General features: G+C 67.0%; 21 protein-coding genes and 1 pseudogene. 12 read left to right on the top strand and 10 right to left on the bottom strand.

Annotated elements, in window-relative coordinates; all coding sequences use genetic code 11:
• Positions 1–199: 199 nt before the first annotated feature.
• Positions 200–370, bottom strand: a complete 171-nt coding sequence (locus tag G3N98_RS29945) for a rubredoxin (protein WP_004186709.1) — start codon at positions 368–370, stop codon at positions 200–202.
• 254 nt (positions 371–624) lie between these two features.
• On the opposite strand from G3N98_RS29945, the gene G3N98_RS29940 reads away from it, so the two are divergent.
• The 6 genes from G3N98_RS29940 to G3N98_RS29915 all read left to right on the top strand — a co-directional run bounded on the left by G3N98_RS29940 (position 625) and on the right by G3N98_RS29915 (position 6,651).
• Entirely contained in the window at positions 625–1,491 is an 867-nt protein-coding gene (locus G3N98_RS29940) for a hydroxymethylpyrimidine/phosphomethylpyrimidine kinase (RefSeq protein WP_089424656.1), read from the top strand.
• Positions 1,492–1,535: 44 nt separating this feature from the next.
• The gene (locus G3N98_RS29935) at positions 1,536–2,120 is read left to right on the top strand and encodes a hypothetical protein (protein WP_206150211.1); all 585 of its coding nucleotides are present in this window, start codon (positions 1,536–1,538) and stop codon (positions 2,118–2,120) included.
• A 113-nt stretch (positions 2,121–2,233) separates the two neighbouring features.
• Entirely contained in the window at positions 2,234–3,268 is a 1,035-nt protein-coding gene (locus tag G3N98_RS29930; RefSeq protein WP_206150210.1) for a glycosyltransferase family 2 protein, read from the top strand.
• Positions 3,265–3,909 (top strand): class I SAM-dependent methyltransferase, encoded by a 645-nt coding sequence (locus tag G3N98_RS29925; protein ID WP_089424653.1) that lies wholly within the window; start codon positions 3,265–3,267, stop codon positions 3,907–3,909. Before G3N98_RS29930 ends, G3N98_RS29925 begins: the two co-directional genes overlap by 4 nt.
• Positions 3,867–4,787, top strand: coding sequence for a hypothetical protein (locus G3N98_RS29920; RefSeq protein WP_206150209.1), 921 nt, complete (start codon positions 3,867–3,869; stop codon positions 4,785–4,787). Before G3N98_RS29925 ends, G3N98_RS29920 begins: the two co-directional genes overlap by 43 nt.
• A gap of 49 nt (positions 4,788–4,836) precedes the next feature.
• Positions 4,837–6,651 carry a hypothetical protein gene (locus G3N98_RS29915; RefSeq protein WP_089472258.1) on the top strand — a complete coding sequence of 605 codons (1,815 nt, stop codon included), beginning with the start codon at positions 4,837–4,839 and terminating at the stop codon, positions 6,649–6,651.
• 154 nt (positions 6,652–6,805) lie between these two features.
• Here G3N98_RS29915 and groL read toward each other — a convergent pair whose 3' ends face one another.
• Together groL and groES are read right to left on the bottom strand one after the other, a co-directional pair.
• Complete coding sequence (gene groL, locus G3N98_RS29910) at positions 6,806–8,446, bottom strand: chaperonin GroEL (protein WP_039361154.1); 1,641 nt, start codon at positions 8,444–8,446, stop codon at positions 6,806–6,808.
• A gap of 46 nt (positions 8,447–8,492) precedes the next feature.
• Positions 8,493–8,786 (bottom strand): co-chaperone GroES, encoded by a 294-nt coding sequence (groES, locus tag G3N98_RS29905; RefSeq protein ID WP_039361157.1) that lies wholly within the window; start codon positions 8,784–8,786, stop codon positions 8,493–8,495.
• 680 nt (positions 8,787–9,466) lie between these two features.
• On the opposite strand from groES, the gene G3N98_RS29900 reads away from it, so the two are divergent.
• The 6 genes from G3N98_RS29900 (at position 9,467) to G3N98_RS29875 (ending at position 17,221) form a co-directional block, all read left to right on the top strand.
• Positions 9,467–10,933 (top strand): carbohydrate porin, encoded by a 1,467-nt coding sequence (locus G3N98_RS29900; protein ID WP_206150208.1) that lies wholly within the window; start codon positions 9,467–9,469, stop codon positions 10,931–10,933.
• A 65-nt stretch (positions 10,934–10,998) separates the two neighbouring features.
• Positions 10,999–12,132 (top strand): hypothetical protein, encoded by a 1,134-nt coding sequence (locus G3N98_RS29895; RefSeq protein ID WP_206150207.1) that lies wholly within the window; start codon positions 10,999–11,001, stop codon positions 12,130–12,132.
• Between the two features lie 11 nt (positions 12,133–12,143).
• Entirely contained in the window at positions 12,144–13,442 is a 1,299-nt protein-coding gene (gene efeB / locus G3N98_RS29890) for an iron uptake transporter deferrochelatase/peroxidase subunit (RefSeq protein ID WP_206150206.1), read from the top strand.
• 65 nt (positions 13,443–13,507) lie between these two features.
• On the top strand, positions 13,508–14,542 hold the full coding sequence (locus G3N98_RS29885; RefSeq protein WP_206150205.1) for an iron ABC transporter substrate-binding protein: 1,035 nt from the start codon (positions 13,508–13,510) through the stop codon (positions 14,540–14,542).
• Positions 14,543–14,544: 2 nt separating this feature from the next.
• Complete coding sequence (locus G3N98_RS29880; RefSeq protein ID WP_175239229.1) at positions 14,545–16,143, top strand: iron ABC transporter permease; 1,599 nt, start codon at positions 14,545–14,547, stop codon at positions 16,141–16,143.
• Between the two features lie 28 nt (positions 16,144–16,171).
• Entirely contained in the window at positions 16,172–17,221 is a 1,050-nt protein-coding gene (locus tag G3N98_RS29875) for an ABC transporter ATP-binding protein (protein WP_206150204.1), read from the top strand.
• A gap of 66 nt (positions 17,222–17,287) precedes the next feature.
• Here G3N98_RS29875 and G3N98_RS29870 read toward each other — a convergent pair whose 3' ends face one another.
• The 7 genes and pseudogenes from G3N98_RS29870 to G3N98_RS29840 all read right to left on the bottom strand — a co-directional run.
• Positions 17,288–17,803: an SRPBCC family protein gene (locus G3N98_RS29870; protein WP_089424644.1), complete on the bottom strand. Its 516-nt coding sequence runs from the start codon at positions 17,801–17,803 to the stop codon at positions 17,288–17,290.
• Positions 17,804–17,847: 44 nt separating this feature from the next.
• Complete coding sequence (locus tag G3N98_RS29865; RefSeq protein ID WP_089472252.1) at positions 17,848–18,480, bottom strand: DUF1571 domain-containing protein; 633 nt, start codon at positions 18,478–18,480, stop codon at positions 17,848–17,850.
• A complete protein-coding gene (locus G3N98_RS29860; protein WP_206150212.1) occupies positions 18,477–18,896 on the bottom strand; it encodes a quinol oxidase in 420 nt (139 codons plus the stop codon). The genes G3N98_RS29865 and G3N98_RS29860 overlap by 4 nt, the downstream gene beginning before the upstream one ends.
• A 43-nt stretch (positions 18,897–18,939) precedes the next feature.
• Positions 18,940–19,722: an anti-sigma factor gene (locus G3N98_RS29855; protein WP_206150202.1), complete on the bottom strand. Its 783-nt coding sequence runs from the start codon at positions 19,720–19,722 to the stop codon at positions 18,940–18,942.
• Positions 19,719–20,234, bottom strand: coding sequence for a sigma-70 family RNA polymerase sigma factor (locus tag G3N98_RS29850; protein ID WP_039361534.1), 516 nt, complete (start codon positions 20,232–20,234; stop codon positions 19,719–19,721). The genes G3N98_RS29855 and G3N98_RS29850 overlap by 4 nt, the downstream gene beginning before the upstream one ends.
• A gap of 34 nt (positions 20,235–20,268) precedes the next feature.
• On the bottom strand, positions 20,269–20,628 hold the full coding sequence (locus G3N98_RS29845; protein WP_206150200.1) for a hypothetical protein: 360 nt from the start codon (positions 20,626–20,628) through the stop codon (positions 20,269–20,271).
• Between the two features lie 295 nt (positions 20,629–20,923).
• Positions 20,924–21,148, bottom strand: a pseudogene (locus G3N98_RS29840) (hypothetical protein); the annotation flags it as partial.

The raw sequence follows: 21,148 nt of genomic DNA, 5'->3' as shown, positions 1-21,148 counted from the left end.
GCCGCCGCAAGCCATGCGTCGGCCGCGCGCACGGCCCCGCCGCGCGGGTTGGGCAGTGCGTCAGGGTGGGGAACGTTCGCCGGTTCTGGCCTCATGGACACGCGCGCCTGTCATCGTCAAGTCGCTCGCGCGAGCCTCGACGCATGAGCGCCGGGTCGATGCGAGGCCTGAGCGGTGTGTCCGTGGGCCAAGGGTCCGGTCAGATCTGGACCATCTCGAAGTCTTCCTTGCGGGCGCCGCATTCAGGACACGTCCAGTTGATCGGGACGTCTTCCCAGCGCGTGCCCGGGGCAATGCCCTCTTCCGGCAGCCCGGCTTCTTCGTCGTAAATCCAGCCACAAATCAGGCACATCCAGCTCTTGTATTCCATCTTAAGCCGCGTCGGGAAAGTCGGTAAATTCGGGAGCCATGATGGTACCGTGTCGGGGCCGGACTGCCTAGCAATCGCGCTGGAGTAACGCGACTACGTTGCGCTGCGCTAAAAAATCCGTCGTGCGGGCCGGATTCCGCCGCATAATGGCTGAAAAGTGCGGCCTGCCGGGCAACACAGGGCCGAAAACGCCCATTTCGCCTCGCCGTCCGCATGCCCGTCGCTTTCCCGTTTTTCTCTTGCCCCATTTTTACATGTCCAGCAACGCCCCTCCGATCGTCCTCACCTTTGGCCTGTCCGACCCCACCGGCGGCTCTGGCATTCAAGCCGATCTGTTGACCCTGGCGAGCATGGGCTGTCACGGCGTGTCCGTCCTGACGGGCTACACCGTGCGCGACTCGGCCGCCTGCGACGAAGTGACCGGCCTCGATCCCGATGTGGTCGCCGCCCAGGCGCGCATGCTGCTCGAAGACATGCCGGTTGCGGCGTTCAAGATCGGCGCGGCGACGCGCGCGGAGGTCGTGAGCGCGATCGCTGAGGTCGTCGCCGACTACGACGGCGTGCCGCTCGTGCTCGCGCCCGACTTCACGCTCGACGACGAGCACGTGCTCGCAGCCGACGACCTGCGCGAATCGATCGCCGACCTGCTGGCGCCTCAAACCACGCTGCTGGTCGCCGACTACGCGACGCTGATCGCGCTCGCGCAGCCGGACGGCGACGCCGAGGCGCCGAATCTCGACGCGGCCGTCTCGCACCTGCTGTCGCAGGGCTGCGAGTACATCCTGTCGTCCGAGACAGGCTCGCACCGGCTCGTCAACACGCTGTACGGCGAGGAAGGCCAGCTACGCGAGGACATGTGGGATCGCTCGCCGCACCGGCTGATGGGCATCACCGACACGCTGGGCGCGGCCATCGCGGCGTTGCTTGCGAACGGCCAGGAGCCGCCCGAAGCGGTTCGCGAAGCGCAGGAATACCTGTACCAGGCCGTGCGTGACGCGTTCCGGCCCGGCATGGGCGCGTACCTGCCCGACCGGTTCTTCTGGGCGCGCAGCAACGAGGACTCGGACACGCCGCCGGCCGTGAAGGCCGATCCGGTGCCGAGGACGTCGCACCGGCATTGAGGCGGACCGGCGGGGCACCCCGCCGTCGCACCTGCTGTGCCGGCTTGGGCGCAACCTCTCCAGCCACCCCGCTGACACGCCAAAATCCGCGCGCACATAAAAAAGACCCGCGTCGCTGTGCGCTCCAGACACCATCGACCGACGCCCATGTCCATGCGCCCGGCATCGATGCCTCTTCCTTCGGCAGTTCAGCAACGGCTGCGTCCGACGACGGAAAGCAGCAAAAGCGCGCCAAGAATTGCCCGACACTGAGCCAACGGCCGGATCTTCGTGCGTCGGCGCCCCTGCTCCGACACCGGAAGATCCGCCGGCCGCGCCTGCGCGCTCGCATCAACGCCCCTCCAATCCGCGACGCCCTTCGTCATCAGGTGCAGCGCAGCATCCAACGTGTCACCTGCCTCCTTCCCTCTCTGCCCAGCGCTGCCGACTACGCGACGCCCGCCGCTCGGCCGCAGTTTTTGAAACATTTGATTACGATAGAAAAGACATACCGTATGCACCGCCACATCGACCAACGGGTCGATCCGCCCGTCGGCACTGACAATACCGCGAAGAACCAGCGTGCTTCCGATCCCGTCGGCACGGCGTTTAGCCGCCCACGATCGATCATGGAAAGTAATTTGTCGTAATTTTTTGCCATTTCATTTTGATTTATATTTCATCGACGTTCGCCAAACACGATATCGTTTTTTTCAAGATTTGAAATCCGGCGGCGTGGGGGCGAATTTATCTCTCACAGGCGATGAAATTAATTATTCAAATCCCCTGCTTCAACGAGGCCGCCACGTTGCCGATTGCGCTGGCGGCACTGCCGCGCCGAGTGCCGGGTTTTGATAGGGTCGAATGGTTGATCGTCGACGACGGTAGCACCGACTCGACAGTCGATGTAGCGCGCGCCGCCGGTGTCGACCACATTGTCCGACATCCACGCAACCAGGGCCTGGCGCGCGCGTTCACGACCGGACTCGAAGCCTGCCTGAAACGCGGCGCCGATGTCATCGTCAATACCGACGCCGACAACCAATACAATGCAGCCGATATTCCAGCGCTCATTCGGCCTATTTATGCGGGTGAAGCCGATATCGTCGTCGGGTCACGGCCGATCGACGAAATCGATCATTTCTCGCCGATCAAGAAATCGCTGCAGAAAATCGGTAGCTGGGTAGTTCGTGCAGTCAGCCGCACCGAGATTCCCGATACGACGAGTGGTTTCCGCGCCTACAGCCGCCATGCCGCCCAACGCCTGACAGTATTCAGCGATTACACCTACACCCTGGAGACGATCATCCAGGCAGGCCAGCGCAACATGTCGATCGTCTCGGTGCCGATCCGCGTCAACGGGTTCCTGCGGCCGTCGCGCCTGGTCAAAAGCATCCGCTCGTACGTGATGCAATCGGCCCAGACGATCTTCAGGATCTTCGTCATCTATCGGCCCGCCGCGTTTTTCGGCACGCTCGGCGCGATCCTGTTCGGCACGGGTGTACTGACCGGACTGCGCTTCGTCTACTTCTGGGCGACCGGCAACGGCACCGGGCACGTCCAGTCCCTCATCCTTGCATCGATCCTCGTCGGCGCCGGATTCCAGACGCTGTTGATCGCCATCGTTGCAGACCTCCTGTCCACCAACCGCAAGCTGCTCGAGGACATACGTTTCGCGGTCAAGCAGATGCAAACGGACCGGGATCCTGCTGTCCCGGCCAAACAGACACAAGCGGACCGCAGCCAGGTCGCCACAGTCGAGAAGGAAACCACGCGCGCCTTCGGGGTCGTTCGATGAAGATGTCGGGCGGCATGGCCGAACAGGGCATCGTCGTTGGCAACAACTACGACAAGTACGGCTCGACGAATCCGATCGTGCGGCGCCTCATGCGAGGATTCGACGACGCGTTGACCGATTTCGTGACGCAGGCAGCACCGTCGTCGATCCATGAAATCGGCTGTGGCGAGGGCTACTGGGTCCTGCGGTGGCGACAACAGGGCCTTCAGGCCACGGGAAGCGATTTTTCTGCTCGCGTGATCGAGCTGGCACAGGAGAACGCCGTGACGCAGTGCGTCGACCCGGCGCATTTCTCCCGTCAGGACGTCTATCGGGTCGGTGCTCAGGACATACAAGCGGATCTCGTCGTCTGTTGCGAAGTCCTGGAACATCTCGAGCAGCCGGAAGTCGCGCTGCGCAACATCGCGACGCTCGGCGCTCGCCACGTGATTTTCAGCGTTCCGCGCGAACCGGTCTGGAGCGCGATGAATCTCGCGCGAGGCAAATATATCTCCGCACTCGGGAACACGCCCGGCCACATACAGCGCTGGTCGAAACGGGCATTCATCGAATTCGTTTCCACGCGCTTCGACATCTTGTGCGTGCGCACCCCGTTGCCGTGGACGATGTTGCTTTGCCGCCCTCACAGCGCCGCACGGTAGTGAAGTTAGGTAAGCAGCAACGGCGCCGGATACACCTCGCCGGTAGCGCGCTGGGCGCACTCGGCACGATCTTCGTCGGAACGAAGCTTGTCGAGTACAGCCGCCAGCTTTCGCTCGACACTTTCTCGGCCGTTACCTGGGGGGCCGTAGCGACACTCAGTGCCGGTTACGGGGCTTGCGGCCTGCTGCTTGCACTCGCCTGGCGGCAGTTGCTCACCCACCAAGGGGTCACGCCGTCGCGCCTCTGGGCGATCAGGACGTACGGCGTCTCGCAGCTTGCCAAATATGCGCCGGGCAACATTTTCCATCTCGCTGGCCGACAAGCGATCTGCGTCGCTGCAGGCCTGCCTGCATGGCCCGTTGCCAAATCGATCGGATGGGAACTCGCGGTCATCGCGTCGACCGCCCTTCCGTTTGCACTGATGGCGGCACCGCTCAAATGGACGGCGATCGGTACGGCAACCGCCATCGCTGCGTTCGCGGGCGTGCTTGCCATTGCCGTGTCGGGCATCCGTGCCCGCTGGTCCCTTTGCGTTGCCCGGGCGGTATCGCTGTATGCAGTGTTTCTGCTCGTGTCCGGGCTGATCTTCAGCGCCCTGCTGGCGATCACGATGCAGCACGCGAAGATCGACACGCACGGTGCCGCATTCTGGTTGCCCGTATGCGGTGCCTACGTCATTGCCTGGCTCGCCGGGCTTGTCACGCCCGGCGCACCCGCGGGCGTGGGCGTTCGCGAAGCCGTCCTGTACTGGCTGATGCATGGTGTCGTCGGACAAGCGGACCTCATCACCGCTATCGTCCTCGGCCGCTTGGTGACGGTAGCCGGCGACTTGATGTTCTTTGTCGGCGCCGCCCTGGCGCCCAGGCCCCCGCACTGACCCGGATATGCGTACCACTCCAACAAGCCAGCGTCCGTTTGGATCAACCGTGCGCGAGTCGCTGCCGTTCGCAGTCGCACTATCGATTGTCGCCGTCATCTACGGGGCCGTGCCATTCATCGCCCTTCCGACACTCGGTCAGGCATTGTGGATTTCGTCGTTCGCCCAATCCTTCGTGAACAGCGGCTGGCCATCGATCTTCGCCCACAATTTCGGCCTCCCCGCCCCCGCGCCGATTGCGTTCGGCCTATCAGGCGCGCTGGTGGAAAGCGCCGTGCTTGCGGCCACGCCGCTGAACCCCGCCGACGCCTACAGCACGACCACGTTGCTGTTCTTGGCGCTCGCGATGTGGGGCTCGAAACGCTATGCATCGGCTCTGGGCGCCCCCGCGCGATATGCGCTGGCGTTGGCCGTGGTGTGGGCGACCATGCCGGTCATTTGGGCGCACTCCGGCTATTCGATGCTGTCGATCGGGATCGCGCTGTTGCCGCTTTATCTGTGGACGACGCACCGGCTTTGCGAAGCGATCGACGCACAACGCACACGGACGATCGCGATATCGGCGCTCGCCCTTGTGGCAGTCGCATGCCTGGCTGTCTTTACCGACGGTTATACGTTCGTCATGTTCGCCTTCGGCGCACTCGTCCAGTATGCGGGCGGCCTCAAGCGCTCGAGTGGCCGCAGGGTACGCCTGCTTGGCGTCGGCATGCCGATTTATGCTGCGGGCTTCGGACTCGCGTTCGTGCTTTACCGTCAATTCGTCGGCACGCAGAGCTTCACCGCAGATCCGCTGTCCGTATTCCGCGGCTTCGGCGTCGACATCACCATGCTCGTACGGCCAACCCAAGGACTGCTGGGGATATGGGATGTACTCCGCGTCAGCACCCCGAGAAGCGATTCGGCCTACTTCGGCGACGCCTCCGTGTGGGTCACGACGTTCATCGCCCCCATCGCCATGGCAGGCTTGGCCGGATTCGCGCTGTCGAACAACAAGACCCATGGCGTTCCGCTGCTGGTGCTTGGCATGCTTGCAACGTACCTCGCGCTCGGGCCGTCATTGAAAGTCCATTCCGTGCGGCCCGATGCCGACCGGGCTGCAGGCAACTTCCAGGCCACGATGCCGCCCGAGTATGCAGTCGCGCCCACCGGAACGGCCTATCTGTCCACGCACGTACCGGGCTTCAGGAACATGCGCGCGTCGTATCGATGGTCCGCCCTGACCGTTCTGGCATTCTGGGCATTGTTCGTCTTGCTGATCGCGGAGTTGTCGCGTCGCGACAGAAACAAGGCCGCGTGGTGGCTGTTGGGCCTGGTGATGGCGTCCAACCTCCCGAATCCGGAATCAGGGCTCGCGTATTCCGAAGTCCGCCATTACGAACATCAGGTGCTGCTGCATGCGCCGCTGCACTTCCGCGATCAGTTCGCGCAGCTCGACCAGTCGATCGTCGCCGACTTCCGGCAGGATGCCCCGAAGGATGGCATCACCGCGTTTTTCCCCCAGGGCAACGACTTTCTCGCCGCCTATCTGGCCGCTGCATCCAATACACGCACCTACAACATCGGCGGCGACAAGAACGTTGCGCTGGCACAGGCGCACTGGCCCGCATCCATCTCGACACTGTTCGCGTCCGACACGACGACGCTCGCCGGCAACATCGAACGCACCCTCGCGGATCGCAGCGCCCGCGCCGTGGTCATCAGCTACGTCGACCTGCTATGGAATGCACATCAATGGCCACCGTCATCGGCAGAGCTGGCCCAAGCTCGCGCACGCTACGCCCCGGCAGTGAATACGCTCTCCGCCAATCCCCGTTTCGTCGTGAAGGAGCGACCCTACTACGCGTTGGTCATCGCGCGTGAATAGCACAGGGGACGGGCTCACATCGAGTATCAGCCGCCCGCTTTCAGCCTGCATCAAATCCACACGCCCATAAAAAAAGACCCGCATCGCTGCGGGTCTTTTTCTTTGGCTGGAGCACGCATCGCTGCGCGCTCCGGACACCATCGACCGAAGTCGATTACATGTCCATGCCCATGCCGCCCATGCCGCCCGGCATGCCGCCCGGCATCGGTGCATCTTCCTTCGGCAGTTCAGCAACAGCTGCGTCCGTCGTCAGCAGCAGGCCTGCAACCGACGCTGCGTTCTGCAGTGCGGTACGCGTGACCTTGGTCGGGTCGACAACACCGGCTTCGACCATGTCGACGTACTCGCCCGTCGCTGCGTTGTAGCCGTAGTTGCCCTGGCCTGCAGCAACTGCCGCCACCACGACGCTGGCTTCTTCGCCGCCGTTCGTGACGATCTGGCGCAGCGGCTCTTCCATTGCGCGCAGCACGATCTTGATGCCGGCGTTTTGATCGGCGTTAGCGCCGGTCAGGCCTGCGATCGCGGTGCGAGCGCGGATCAGCGCAACGCCGCCACCTGCCACGATGCCTTCTTCCACAGCTGCGCGCGTGGCGTGCAGTGCGTCTTCGACACGTGCCTTCTTTTCCTTCATTTCGACTTCGGTCGCGGCACCGACCTTGATCACTGCAACACCGCCAGCCAGCTTGGCCACGCGCTCTTGCAGCTTTTCACGGTCGTAGTCCGACGTCGCTTCTTCGATTTGCGCGCGCACTTGCTTCACGCGTGCTTCGATGTTCACGGCTTCGCCTGCGCCGTCGATGATCGTCGTGTTTTCCTTGCCCACTTCGATGCGCTTCGCCTGGCCCAGTTCTGCCAGCGTTGCCTTCTCGAGCGTCAGGCCGGTTTCTTCCGCGATCACCTGGCCGCCGGTCAGGATCGCGATGTCTTCCAGCATCGCCTTGCGACGGTCGCCGAAGCCCGGCGCCTTGACCGCAACGGTCTTCAGGATGCCGCGGATGTTGTTGACGACCAGCGTTGCGAGCGCTTCGCCTTCGATGTCTTCAGCGATGATCAGCAGCGGACGGCCAGCCTTCGCGACTTGCTCGAGTACCGGCAGCAGATCACGGATGTTCGACACCTTCTTGTCGTGCAGCAGCACGAACGGGTTGTCGAGGACGGCGACTTGCTTTTCCGGGTTGTTGATGAAGTACGGCGACAGGTAGCCGCGGTCGAATTGCATGCCTTCGACGACGTCGAGTTCGTCAGCCAGCGACTTGCCGTCTTCGACGGTGATGACGCCTTCCTTGCCGACCTTGTCCATCGCTTCAGCGATGCGATCGCCGATCGACGTGTCGCTGTTCGCCGAGATCGAGCCGACCTGTGCGATTTCCTTGTTGGTCGTGCACGGCTTGCTGATCTTCTTCAGCTCTTCGACAGCCGCTGCGACTGCCTTGTCGATGCCGCGCTTCAGGTCCATCGGGTTCATGCCCGATGCGACGTACTTCATGCCTTCGCGAACGATCGATTGCGCGAGGACGGTTGCCGTCGTCGTGCCGTCGCCTGCGTTGTCGCTGGTCTTGGAAGCGACTTCCTTGACCATTTGCGCGCCCATGTTCTGGAGCTTGTCCTTCAGCTCGATTTCCTTCGCGACCGACACACCGTCCTTGGTGACCGTCGGGCCGCCGAAGCTGCGCTCGAGCACCACGTTGCGGCCCTTCGGACCCAGCGTGACCTTGACTGCGTTGGCGAGAATGTTCACGCCTTCGACCATCTTCGAACGGGCGGAATCGCCGAATACGACGTCTTTAGCTGCCATCTTCTAACTCCTTGAATTCTTGGGAATATGTACCGTCGGTGGACGCTTACTTCGCGTTGACCACGGCCATGATGTCTTCTTCGCGCATGACCAGCAGTTCGCTGCCGTCGACCTTCACGGTCTGGCCTGCGTACTTGCCGAACAGGACGCGATCGCCGACCTTCACGTCGAGCGCGATCGGGGCGCCCTTGTCGTCGCGCTTGCCCGGGCCGACGGCCAGGACTTCGCCCTGGTCCGGCTTTTCAGCAGCGGCGTCGGGGATCACGATGCCCGAGGCGGTCTTGGTTTCCTGATCCAGGCGCTTGACGATCACGCGATCGTGCAAAGGACGAAGGTTCATATTCACTCCTCTCTTGACTGAGATTGAAGAACGCTTAGGGAATCTGCCCGGCTTATCGCCCGGCAGAGAATTGTTAGCACTCTCGTGCAGCGAGTGCTAATTATATGGACGGGTTTTGACAAATTCAAGAAGGGGAACCGGACGAATTTTCGGGGCGGGGACGGGGCGGAAAAAGCACGTGGATCCGACAAAAAACCCTTTGAAAACAAACCCCGACAAGCGCCACCCAGCCTTGCCGGCGGGGCCGCGCGGCCCCGGAATCCCATCCAGCCCCGTTTGGACACCGGGAAAGCACGGAGTTCCTGCGATCGGCGGCATCACTCGATACATTCCGTGGCGGCGTCGATTCCGTCCGCCCGCACACGCCATCCGGTGCCCGCCAGTTGCCGCCTGTGCCCCGCCCCGAGGATCCATCGATCCGCATCGAAGCATTCATTTTCATTACGGCGATATTTACGGTTTACCTCGGCACTAAACACGTGTCGGGGCCCATCCGTAAGGACGCGGATTACATTCAGTAATTTAGATGCGAATCATTCTCGTTTACATTGACATTCCCATTCGACACTCCTACGATGCGCCGCGTTGCGTTCATCTTCATGCCCTGGCCGATCGGTGCCGAGCGTCCGGACAGCGACCGACAAGCAGGATTCCACACTAATTAGAACCAGGGATTTGATATGAAGTTTGCATCGTTCCAGGGAGACAACATCCGTGCCCGGATGCGCCCCGCCGCCTGCGCGGCCATCCTCGCGTGTGCCTCGTTCGCGAGCGGCGCGGCGTTCGCCGACGTGCCGGTCGACGCCCAGCCGGAAGCCCCCGAGGCCGACCTGGCGATCCAGGCGAAGCCGACCAACATGTGGACCGGCATCTGGACGCGCCAGAGCCTGCTCGGCGACATGGGCGGCATCCGCCCGTGGCTCGGCAAGTACGGCGCGACGCTGCAGATCACCGAAACCAGCGAGTACCTCGCGAACCTGCGCGGCGGCCTGAACCGCGGCGGCGCCTACGACGGGCTGACGACCGCCACCCTGACGGTCGACACGCAGAAGGCAATCGGCCTGCCCGGCGGCACGTTCAACGTCAGCGCGCTGCAGATCCACGGCACCAACCTGAGTGCGCGGAACCTCGGCACGCTCAACACCGCGAGCGGCATCGAGGCGCAGGGCACGACGCGCTTGTGGGAGCTGTGGTACCAGCAGTCGTTCCTCGACAAGCGCGTCGACGTGAAGATCGGCCAGCAGAGCCTGGACCAGGAATTCATGGTCAGCACGTATGCGAACACGTTCGTCAACACGATGTTCGGCTGGCCCGCGCTGCCCTCCTACGACCTGCCGAACGGCGGCCCCGCGTATCCGCTCGCGGGCCTCGGCGTGCGCGTACGCGCGCAGATCACGCCGAAGCTCACCGCGCTCGCGGGCGTGTTCGACGGCGATCCGCTCGGCAACAACCCGAGCAACCTGAGCGGCACCAACTTCAACCTGCACAACGGCGCGCTCTATATCGGCGAACTGCAGTACGCGCTGAACCAGCCGTCCGACGGCGAAATGGACACCGGCCGCTCGAACGGGCTGCCGGGTACCTACAAGATCGGCGTCTGGTATCACAACGGCCGCTTCGCGGACCAGAACGTGGGCACCGACGGGCTGTCGCTCGCGGACCCCGCGTCGAACGGCGACGCCCAGCAGCGTCACGGCAACTACAGCTTCTACGCAGTGGCCGACCAGATGATCTGGCGCCCCGACCCGACCGGCCCGCGCAGCCTCGGCGTGTTTGCGCGCGTGATGGGCGCGCCGGGCGACCGCAACCTGGTGAGCTTCTCCGCCAACGCGGGGATCGTGCTGAAGGCGCCGTTCGCCGGCCGCGACAACGACAGCGTCGGCCTCGGCGTCACGTACATCCAGGTCGGCAACCACGTGACCGACCTCGACCAGACCGCGCGAGCGTTCGCGACCGGCCCGTACGGCGTGCGCACCCGCGAGACGACGCTCGAGGCGACCTACCAGTACCAGGTCAACCCGTGGTGGATCGTCCAGGCCGACGCGCAGTACACGTTCAATGCCGGCGCCGGCCAGAACCCGAGCGACGCGACCCAGCCGCTGCGCAACACGTTCGTGCTCGGTGCGCGGACGACGATCACGTTCTGAGCGGACGCGCCCACGCCGACCATTTTCGCGCGCCGCCCGGACGGCGCGCTCCCCAGGAGATTTACATGATTCGATCCGCCCCGCTTCGCCGCCTCGCGACGGGCGCACTGGCCGCCGCCGCGCTGACGGCCGCCGCCGGCGCGCTCGCCGAGCCGCAAGGCTTCCTCGAGACCGTGCATCGCCACACCACGCTCGTCAACACGGTGCCGGACAACGGCGACCAGAACCCGTACGCGATCGCGGTCGCACCGGTGTCGGCCGGCACGATCCAGGCGGGCGACGTGCTCGTCGACAACTTCAACAACGCGGCGAACCTGCAAGGCACCGGCAGCACGATCGTCAACTACCGCCCGTCGACCAAGCAGCTGAGCCTGTTCGCGTCGATTCCGCGCGACCTGAAGGCGTGCCCCGGCGGCGTCGGCCTGTCGACGGCGATGACGATGCTGAAATCCGGCTGGGTGATCGTCGGCAGCACGCCGAGCAACGACGGCACGACCAACACCAAGGGCGCCGGCTGCCTGATCGTGCTCGATCCGCAAGGCAAGATCGCGTCGACGTGGTCGACCCCGAACATCAACGACCCGTGGGGCAACATGGCCGTGGTCGACCGCGGGGACAGCGCGACGCTGTTCGTCAGCATGGCCGGCTTCGGCGTCGGCGGCGCGGACGGCAATCCGCCCGTCTACAAGCAGGCGACGGTACTGCGTCTCGACCTCGACGTGCCGGCCGGCAAGCCGCCCGTGATCAAGCAGGAAACGGTCGTCGCGAGCGGCCTCGGTGCGCAGGCTGACAAGGGCGTGTTCCTGGTCGGCCCGACCGGCCTCGCGCTGTCGGGCGACCAGAAGAAGCTGTACGTGTCGGACGCGATCGGCAACCGCATCGTCGAGATCGACGATCCGCTCACGCGCGACACCAGCGCGGGCGTCGGCCGCCAGGTCACCGCCGATGGCTTCCTGCGCCGCCCGCTCGCGCTTGCCACCGCACCGAACGGCCACCTGCTCGCGACCAACGCGCAGAACGGCCAGGTCGTCGAGATCGACCCGGTCGCCGGCAAGCAGATCTACGCGCGCTGGATCAATACCGACAAGGCGCAATCGCCCCCCGGCAACGGCAACCTGTTCGGCATCGCAATGACGCCTGAAGGCGACGGCTTCTACTACGTCGCGGACGACGTCAACACGCTGCTGCTCGCGAAGTAAGGGAGCCCATCATGGCAGACGATTCCAACCAGCCACCGCGCCCCGCGCGGCGTGGTTTCCTGAAGGCGGGCGGCGCCGCGGTGGCCGCCGGCCTCGCGGCGGCGTCGATCCCGGCCGCGCAGGCCGCGGATGCACCCGCACCCGCGCCCGCTTCCGCGCATGACGGCGTCGAGCCGTTCTACGGCAAGCACCAGAGCGGCATCGCGACGCCGCAGCAGCGCCACGCGTATTTCGCGGCGCTCGACCTGACGACGGCCCAGCGCGCGGATGTCATCACGCTGCTGAAAACCTGGACCGATGCCGCCGCGCGGATGGCTCGCGGTGATACCGCACAGCCGCTCGCCCCGACGGGTAGCGACGAAGTCGCGCCGGCGGACGGGGGCGACGCGCTCGGCCTCGGCCCCGCGCGCCTGACAATCACGTTCGGCTTCGGCCCCGGCATGTTCGCGCTCGCCGGCAAGGACCGCTACGGCCTCGCGAAGCATCGCCCCGCCGCGCTGGTCGACCTGCCGCGCTTCAACGGCGACCAGTTGCTGCCGGAAAAGACCGGCGGCGACCTGTTCATCCAGGCGTGCGCGGACGACGCGCAGGTCGCGTTCCACGCGGTGCGCCAGCTCGTGCGCCTCGGCGCGAAAGCGACGCAGATGCGCTGGGGCCAGGCCGGCTTCACGTCGGGCAAGCCCGGCGAGACGCCGCGCAACCTGATGGGCTTCAAGGACGGCACGATGAATCCGCCGATGTCCGACCCGGCCGCGATGGACGAATTCGTGTGGGCCGGCAGCGAAGGCCCGGCATGGATGAACGGCGGCACCTACACGGTCGTGCGCCGGATCCGCATCACGCTCGAGCACTGGGACAACACGGAGCTCGGCTTCCAGGAGCAGGTGGTCGGCCGTCACAAGTACAGCGGCGCGCCGCTCGGCCAGAAGCACGAGTTCGAGGCGCTCGATCTCGACGCGGCCGACAAGGACGGCAACCCGGTGATCCCCGACAACGCGCACGCGCGTCTCGCATCGCCGCAGTTGAACAACGGCGCGCAGATCCTGCGCCGCGCGTACTCGTACAACGACAGCACGAACTTCTACATCGAGCGCTGGCCGCCGTGGCGCCAGCAGACCGAGTACGACGCGGGGCTGATGTTCGTCGCGCACCAGCGCGACCCGCGCAAGGGCTTCATTCCGATCAACGAGAAGCTCGCGAAGCTGGACATCATGAACCAGTTCACGACGCACGTCGGCAGCGCGATTTTCGCGTGCCCGCCGGGCGCGCAACCGGGTTCGTACATCGGCGCCGCGCTGTTCGACGCATGACGACACGCCACGCAAGCCAACGCACACCTTCCCGGCCCGGCCGGGTGCAACCTGCTGAAAACCACATGAACACTTCACCCGTTAGCCGCCCGCTGCGGCACCTGATTTCCGCGGCGGCCGCCGCGCTGATGCTGACCGGCGCGCTGCACGCCGCGCGCGCGCATGCCGCGACGCTCACGCTGTACAACGCGCAGCACGAGCAGGTCGTCAACCAGCTCGTCAAGGACTTCGAAGCGCAGAGCGGCATCACCGTGAAGGTGCGCTCGGGCGAAGGCCCGGCACTCGCCGCGCAGCTCGCCACGGAAGGCGACCGCACGCCGGCCGACGTGTACTTCACCGAGAACTCGCCTGAGCTCGTGCTGCTCGACCGCAAGGGCCTGTTCGCGAAGACCGACGCTGCCACGCTGCAGTCGGTGCCCGCGCGCTTCAACCCGGCCGACGGCAACTGGGTCGGCGTGCTCGCGCGCGAGAACGTGCTCGTCTACAACACCGCGAAAATCCAGCCGCAGCAACTGCCCGCCTCGCTGCTCGATCTCGCGAAACCGGAATGGAAGGGCAAGGTCGGCGTCGCGCCGAGCGACGCAGACTTCCTGCCGCTCGTGAGCGCGGTGCTCGCGCTGCACGGCGAAGCCGCGACGCTGCAATGGCTGAAGGGCCTGAAGGCCAACGCGCAGATCTTCGACGACGACGAAGGCGTGACGGCGGCCGTCAACCGCGGCGGCGTGCTGACCGGCATCGTCAACAACTACTACTGGGACCGCCTGCACGCCGAGCTCGGCGACAAGTCGACCCGCAGCGCGATTTATCACTTCGGCAAAGGCGACGTCGGCGGGGCCGTCAACGTGTCCGGCGCCGCGGTGCTGAAGGCCTCAAAGCGCCAGCCGGAAGCGCAGAAGTTCGTCGCGTATCTCGTCAGCGAGCGCGCGCAGAAACTGATGGCCGGCGGCCATATCAGCTTCGAGTATCCGCTGCATCCGGGCGTCGCGCCCGATCCGATCCTGAAGCCGTTCAACGAACTGAGCCCGCCGGCACTGTCGTTCGAACAGCTCGGCGACGACAGCCAGGCCGGCAAGCTGCTGCGCCAGGCAGGCCTGCTCTGACCATGAGCGACGCCGTGTCGCGCACGGCGAGCACCGCACGCGACGGCGAGCCCACCGCGACACGGCGCCGCCCGTCGCGCGCGCTCGTCGCCGCGGCCGCGTGCGGGCCGCTCGCGATCCTGCTGCCGCTCGGCTTCACGCTGTACCGCGCGGCCACCTTCGGCGTCGACGATGCGATCGAGCTGCTGTGGCGCCCGCTCGTCGGCGAACTGCTGGTCAACACGTTGTCGATCACGCTCGCCGCGACCCTCGCGTGCACGCTGCTCGGCACGGCGCTCGCGTGGTTCATCGAGCGCACCGACCTGCCCGCCCGGCCGCTGTGGACCGCGCTCGCGGCCGCGCCGCTCGCGGTGCCGCCGTTCATCACGAGTTACGCGTGGGTGTCGCTGAGCCTCGACCTGCAGGATTTCCTCGGCGCGCTGATCGTGCTGACCTCCGCGTACTTCCCGCTCGTCTACCTGCCGGTGGCCGCCGCGCTGCGCGAGCTCGACCCCGCACTGGAGGAAAGCGCACGCACGCTCGGCTGCTCGCCGTCGCATACCTTCTTCCGCGTCGTGCTGCCGCAGCTGCGCCCCGCGCTGTGCGGCGGGATGCTGCTCGTCGCGCTCGGCGTGCTGTCCGAGTTCGGCGCATTCCAGTTGCTGCGCTTTCGCACGTTCACCACCGAGATCTACGCCGAATACCGCACCGCGTTCGACGGCGGCGGCGCCTCGCTGCTCGGCTGCGTGCTGATCGCGCTGTGCCTGCTGTGCCTCGCGATCGAGGCACGCGCTCGCGGCCATGCGCGCTATGGTCATACGCACCGCGCCGCGCGCCGCGTCGCGATGCGTTATCCGCTCGGCCGTCTGCGCGGCCCCGTCACCGTCGCGTTCGCCGCGCTCGCGGCGGCGACGCTCGGCGTGCCGCTCGCGATGATCGGCTACTGGCTCACGCAACAGGGCGCGGCCGCCGTCACGCCGGCCGACGTGTCGCCCGAACTGCTGTGGCAGGCCACGCTCGCGTCGTCCGGCTACGGCCTGATGGCGGCAGCCGTCACGACGCTGCTCGCGCTGCCGCTCGCGTTCCTGCTGGTTCGCTATCCGGGCCGCGTCGCGACGCTCCTCGAGCGCACCGCGATGACCGTGCAGGGCGTGCCGGGCATCGTCGTCGCGCTGGCGATCGTGTCGATCACCGTGCGGCTGCTGCAGCCGCTCTACCAGAGCGCACCGGCGCTCGTCGCCGCGTACGCGATCCTGTTCCTGCCGCTGGCGGTCGTCAGCGTGCGCGCCGCGCTGTCGCACGTGCAGGTCCGGCTCGAGGAAACCGCCCGCTCGCTCGGCCTCGGCTGGCGCGCGACGCTCACGCGCGTGGTGCTGCCGCTCGCGGCGCCCGGCCTCGGCGCGGCCGCGACGATGGTGTTCATCTCGGTCGTGACGGAACTCAACGCGACGCTGCTGCTATCGCCGATCGGCACCCGCACGCTCGCGACGCAGGTATGGAGCGATACGGCGACGCTTGCGTTCGCCGCCGCGGCGCCCTACGCAGCGCTGCTCGTCGCGCTGTCGCTCGGCGCGTCGGGACTGCTGTTCCTGCTGCTCGGCCGCGCGTCGGTGCGCGACTGAGCGCCGCCCTTTTTCCCCGGAGCCGCCCATGAGCGAACTACGCATCCACGGCCTGTCGAAGTCGTTCGGAGCGCATACCGTCCTGCACGACATCGACCTCACGGTGCGGCGCGGCTCGCGCCTCGCGCTGCTCGGCCCGTCCGGCAGCGGCAAGACCACCCTGCTGCGCGTGCTGTGCGGCTTCGAGCGCGCCGAGCGCGGCACCGTCGAAATCGATGGCCGCCGCGTGGCCGCGCCCGACGTGCACCTGCCGCCCGAGCAGCGCCGGATCGGCTACGTGCCGCAGGAAGGCGCGCTGTTCCCGCATCTGTCGGTGGCCGACAACATCGCCTTCGGGCTGCCGCGCGCGGCGCGGCGGCGCCATCATCGCGTCGACGAACTGCTCGAGATGGTCGGGCTACCCGCGTCGTATGCGAGCCGTGCGCCGCAGCAACTGTCCGGCGGACAACAGCAGCGCGTCGCGCTCGCTCGTGCGCTTGCGCCCGAGCCGTCGCTCGTGATCCTCGACGAACCGTTCTCCGCGCTCGACACGTCGCTGCGCCACGAAACGCGTAGCGCGGTCGCCGATGCGCTCGCCGCGGCTGGCGCGACCTCGGTGCTCGTCACGCACGACCAGCCCGAGGCGATGACACTCGGCGACGAAGTGGCGGTGATGTGGCACGGCCGGCTCGTGCAGACGGCCGCGCCGCAGACGCTGTACCGGCAGCCGGTCACGCGCGACGTCGCGTCGTTCGTCGGGCAGGCGGTGCTGCTCGCCGGCCGCGTGCGCAACCTGCGCATCGCCTGCGCGCTCGGCGACCTGCCGCTCGTCGCGCCGCTGCCCGACGGGCCGGCCGATGCAATGCTGCGTCCCGAGCAGATCGGCATCGTGCCGGTCACGCACGGCGACGCGGCGCGCGGCCATACGGCGCGTGTCGAAGCCGCGCAGTTCGCGGGCCAGGACGCCGACGTGCTCGTGCGCCTCGATGCCGATGGCGACGTACGCGTGCGCGCACGCGTGCCGGGACACCGGTGTCCGGCCGTCGGCGAACGTGTCGCGCTGGTGGTGGATGGCGCGGTGATGGCGTACGCGCGCTGAGCGGCGCGGGCCGTCGCGACGCGCGCTTACTCGCGCTTACTCGTGTTCAGTCGCGTTCGCCCGCGTTCAGGCATCGGCGCAGCCCGCCTCCGACAACGGCCGGAAGATCCGGCCCTCCGTCTCGACCGTCGCGCCCAGCAGCCGCGCGAGCCCCTTCGCGCCTTCGCGCATCACGACGTCGTGGTTCCAGCGGAACAGCGGGCGACCGAGCGGCTCCAGCCGGTTCATCCAGCGCACGTGCGTGCGGATGTGCCAGTCGTAGCGCACAATCGTCCGTGCGCCGTCGGCGACGAACGACCAGCATCCGTCGCCTTCGATCGCGCCGCTCGCGCGGCCTTCGAGCACATGCGGCGGCTCGACGCGTCGCACGCGCATGTCGAAGGTCAACCGGTACGGCAGCGCCCCCTTCCATGTGTAACGGTGCAGCGCGCCGACGCCGCGCGCGTCGCCCGGTTCGATCTCGACGGTGCTCACGGCACCCTTCCACCAGGCGGGCCAGCGGTCGACCTGGTAGATCGCGTCCCACACCGCCGCGAGCGGCGCGTCCACGCGCCAGGTCGTCGAGAACCGGTATTCCGCCATGCAGCCTCCGGCATGCCCGTCACGGGCATGAGTCAGCGCACCGCTCAGGGCGCGAAGAAGCGTTCGGGAAACGCGACATCGATTTCGATATCGTCGAGCGTCACGGTTTCGAGCGGCACGTCGTCATCGTCCGCGAAGCTGACGACCTTCAGCGGAAAGCCGTCCTCGGTATCGAGCCACAGCCGGTAGCGATGCACGCCGTCGACCGCGTGCGCGGGCGCGCCCGTGACCGACACGCGCAGCGCGGTCCGGCCGCCGACGGCCTCCTCGCCTTCGGTCACCGTCGCGCCGCCTTCCTGCAGCGCATGAACGTTGCGCAGCAGCTCGCCGACGTCCGACCGGTCGACCCGGTGGCCGCTGCGGTCGCGCACGAGCGGATTGGACGGCGACAGCGTCAGCGCGGGCGGCGCATGCACGCCGAACGGACGCAACCGCACCTTGCCGTCGCCGGGATCGTACGCGAGCACTGCGCCGTGATGCGGCGACACGAAATCCATCCGGACGAAGCCCGGTTTCAGGTACGCGTAATGGATTTCGGTGCGCTCGCCGCTGCGTGCGGACGAGCGGATCGTCGCGCGGTACGAGCGGACGTGGTCGAAATGCGCCTGCGCAACGGTCACGGGATCGGCGGTCATGCTCGCTCCTATCAGGCTCGCGGCCAGCAACGCGGCGATCACGGCGCCGCCTCGACATCGAGCACGCCTTCCATCCCGCGCTCGCGATGGCTCCTGAAAAACAGCAGCCGATGCGTGCAATAGTAGGCGAACCGGCCCGGCTGCGCCGGCGTGAACCGAAACGTCTTCGGCGTCGTGCCGAGCTCGGTGCGCACCGCGATGCCGGCCTGCGGCGCATCGATTTCGAAACTGTGCGGCACCAGGCCGGGCTCGGCCGACACGGTCAGCTCGACCGGCACGTGTGCCCGCACGATCACGTGGTTCGGCCGGAAGAAATAACTGCCGCCGACGATCGCCACCCGTTGCACGCCGTCGGCGTCGACGGGCACGCGCAGCGGCGCATCGCCGTCCGCCCGAGCAAGCGCGGTGCCCGCGGCGAGCGCCGCCAGCACCAGCATCGGCACGAGCCGCTTCGTCATCGTCATCTTCATCACCTGCTCCCTGCCGGCGGCGGCGCGCGCGTCACCCCTTCCACGCGTCGGTCGGGCCGCCGAGTTCGCCGCATGCGTCGATCGCGAGTTCGCGCAGGCGCCGTTCGTCGCCCTGGCCGGACAATGCGTAGCCCATCCCGCGATCCGACCAGAAATACGTGTAGCGGTCGCCGGCCGACATCGCCTGCGGCGCGAGACGTCGTGTGTCGTAGGCCGTCATGTACAGCGTCACGCGCGCGCCGTCCGCGCGCTGGTACATGAGTTGCGCGGCCGGCCCCGCTTCGCCGGGAAGCAGCCGGCCGCCGAGCAACTGGTAACCGTATTCGTCGAGCGACGGTGCACGCACGGGCCGCCCGAGACGCGCGGACAGCCACGCGACGAGATGGTCAGGATCGCCCGCACCGACCTCGACCGGATGGTCGCGGTCGGCCACGTACGTCGCATAGGCGACATCCGCGCGCGCGGCGAACGCCGGTTCACCGCCGAACGCCACCCAGCCCGCATGCAGCGCGACACCGATCAGCAGCCCGGCCGCGAGCCCCGCGAATGCATAGGCGATCCCGCGCCGGCGCGGCGCACGGCGTTGCACGAACAGCGCGGGCGCGGCGGCCGGCAGCGGGAACAGCGCCTGCAGCGCGTCGCGCTGCGCCCGATAGTGCGCGAATCGTTCGGCCTCCTCCGGATCGGCCAGCACGCGCTCGAGCACCTCGCGACGCTCGTGCCCGGACAGCTCGCCGTCCAGCAACGCGGACAGCAGTTGCGCCGACGCATCGTCGTCCCGCTCGTTCGAAGGCTTGTGCGGTTCGTCCATCATGTCTTCCCGATCACCCGTAATGCAGCCGTGCCGTGCGCCGGCGGCTCGTCGGACAACAGCGCGCGCATCTGCCCGCGCGCCCGTGCAAGCCGCGACATCACCGTCCCCACCGGGACGCCGAGCACTTCCGCGGCATCGCGATAGCTCAATTCCTCGAGCGCGACCAGCAGCAGCACCTCGCGCTGTTCGACCGGCAGCCGGTACAGCGCGCGCTGCACGTCGCGCAGCACCAGCCCGCCGATTTCGCCGGCCGGTGCGGCCATCGTCTGCCACGGCGCCGTCGCATCGTCGACCGCGATCTCGTGCCGTGCGCGCAACTGGTCGATGAAGCGGTGCCGCAGCAGCGTCAGCAGCCATGCGCGCAGGTTGCCGCCGTCGCGCGGCGGGCGGTTCAGCGCACGCTCGAGTGTGTCTTGCACGAGATCGTCTGCCCAGGCCCGGTCACCCGTCAGCGCACGCGCATAACGCGTGAGATGCGGCAACCACACCAGCAGATCCGATTCGTAGCTCATCAGGATGCCTCGCGCACCACCCCACCGCCCGTCGTCACGGACGTGCGACGTGCCACATGCCGCCGATCCCGTCGCCGCCCGCGTCGCCGGGCTTGTGATCCAGCTTCCAGCGATACAGCGGGCGCCCGCGGTATGCCCATTGCTTGCTGCCGTCGTCGCGCGCGACGAGGCTCAGCGCACCCACTGGCTTGTCGTACGCGTCGGCGCGCGCAGGCGGCCAGTTCGCCGCGCACCCGCTGTCGCACGCGCTCTTGCCGGGCGCATCGCGATCGAACACGTACAGCGTCATGTGATCTTCGTCGACCAGCTTTCCGTCGCCGGCGCGCGGAGGTTCCGCGGCGGCCGGACGCACGATTGACGCCGTCAGCGCGGCGGCGACGAGTATCCGTTTCATGCCCTTTCTCCTTGACACGGCATCGCGACACGGCGGCACCGGCCGGGATGATCGGCTTCGTCACGACCATTATCCCGCCGGCCGGCGCTGCCGGGATTCGGTATGTAAACGGATGGAGGCGACCGGTTATTCCACGCCGGCCGGCGAGCGTCGTCTTCGGCAGCGGAAGCCATTCGTGCGACGAAAGAAAAAAGGGACGCCAAAAGACAACGCGGCATGACATCGCTGTCATGCCGCGTTGTGCGGCCCGTTGCGCACGGCGGCCGATCCGGCTCCGCCGTGCGTGCGCGGCCCGTTACTTCGGCAGTGCGCCCGTCAGCGACTGGAGCAGCGATGACACCGGCGCGAGCGGGTTGCCCGGCGCGCTGTTGCCCGAATGCGGCGTGACCGACAGGCCCGGCGCGGAGCCGAGCGCCGTGCCCACCGTCGTGCCGACCGCGTTGACGACCGTCGCCGTCGCGTTGGCGCCCGTCGTCAGCAGCGAGCCGACTGCGCCCGCCGTGCCGCCGGCCGCGTTCGC

The organism is Burkholderia sp. Tr-20390 (assembly GCF_017104595.1).
In the GTDB taxonomy this organism is placed as follows: domain Bacteria; phylum Pseudomonadota; class Gammaproteobacteria; order Burkholderiales; family Burkholderiaceae; genus Burkholderia.
Note: the sequence above shows the minus strand (reverse complement) of the source record. Positions and strands in the feature narration are given on the sequence as shown.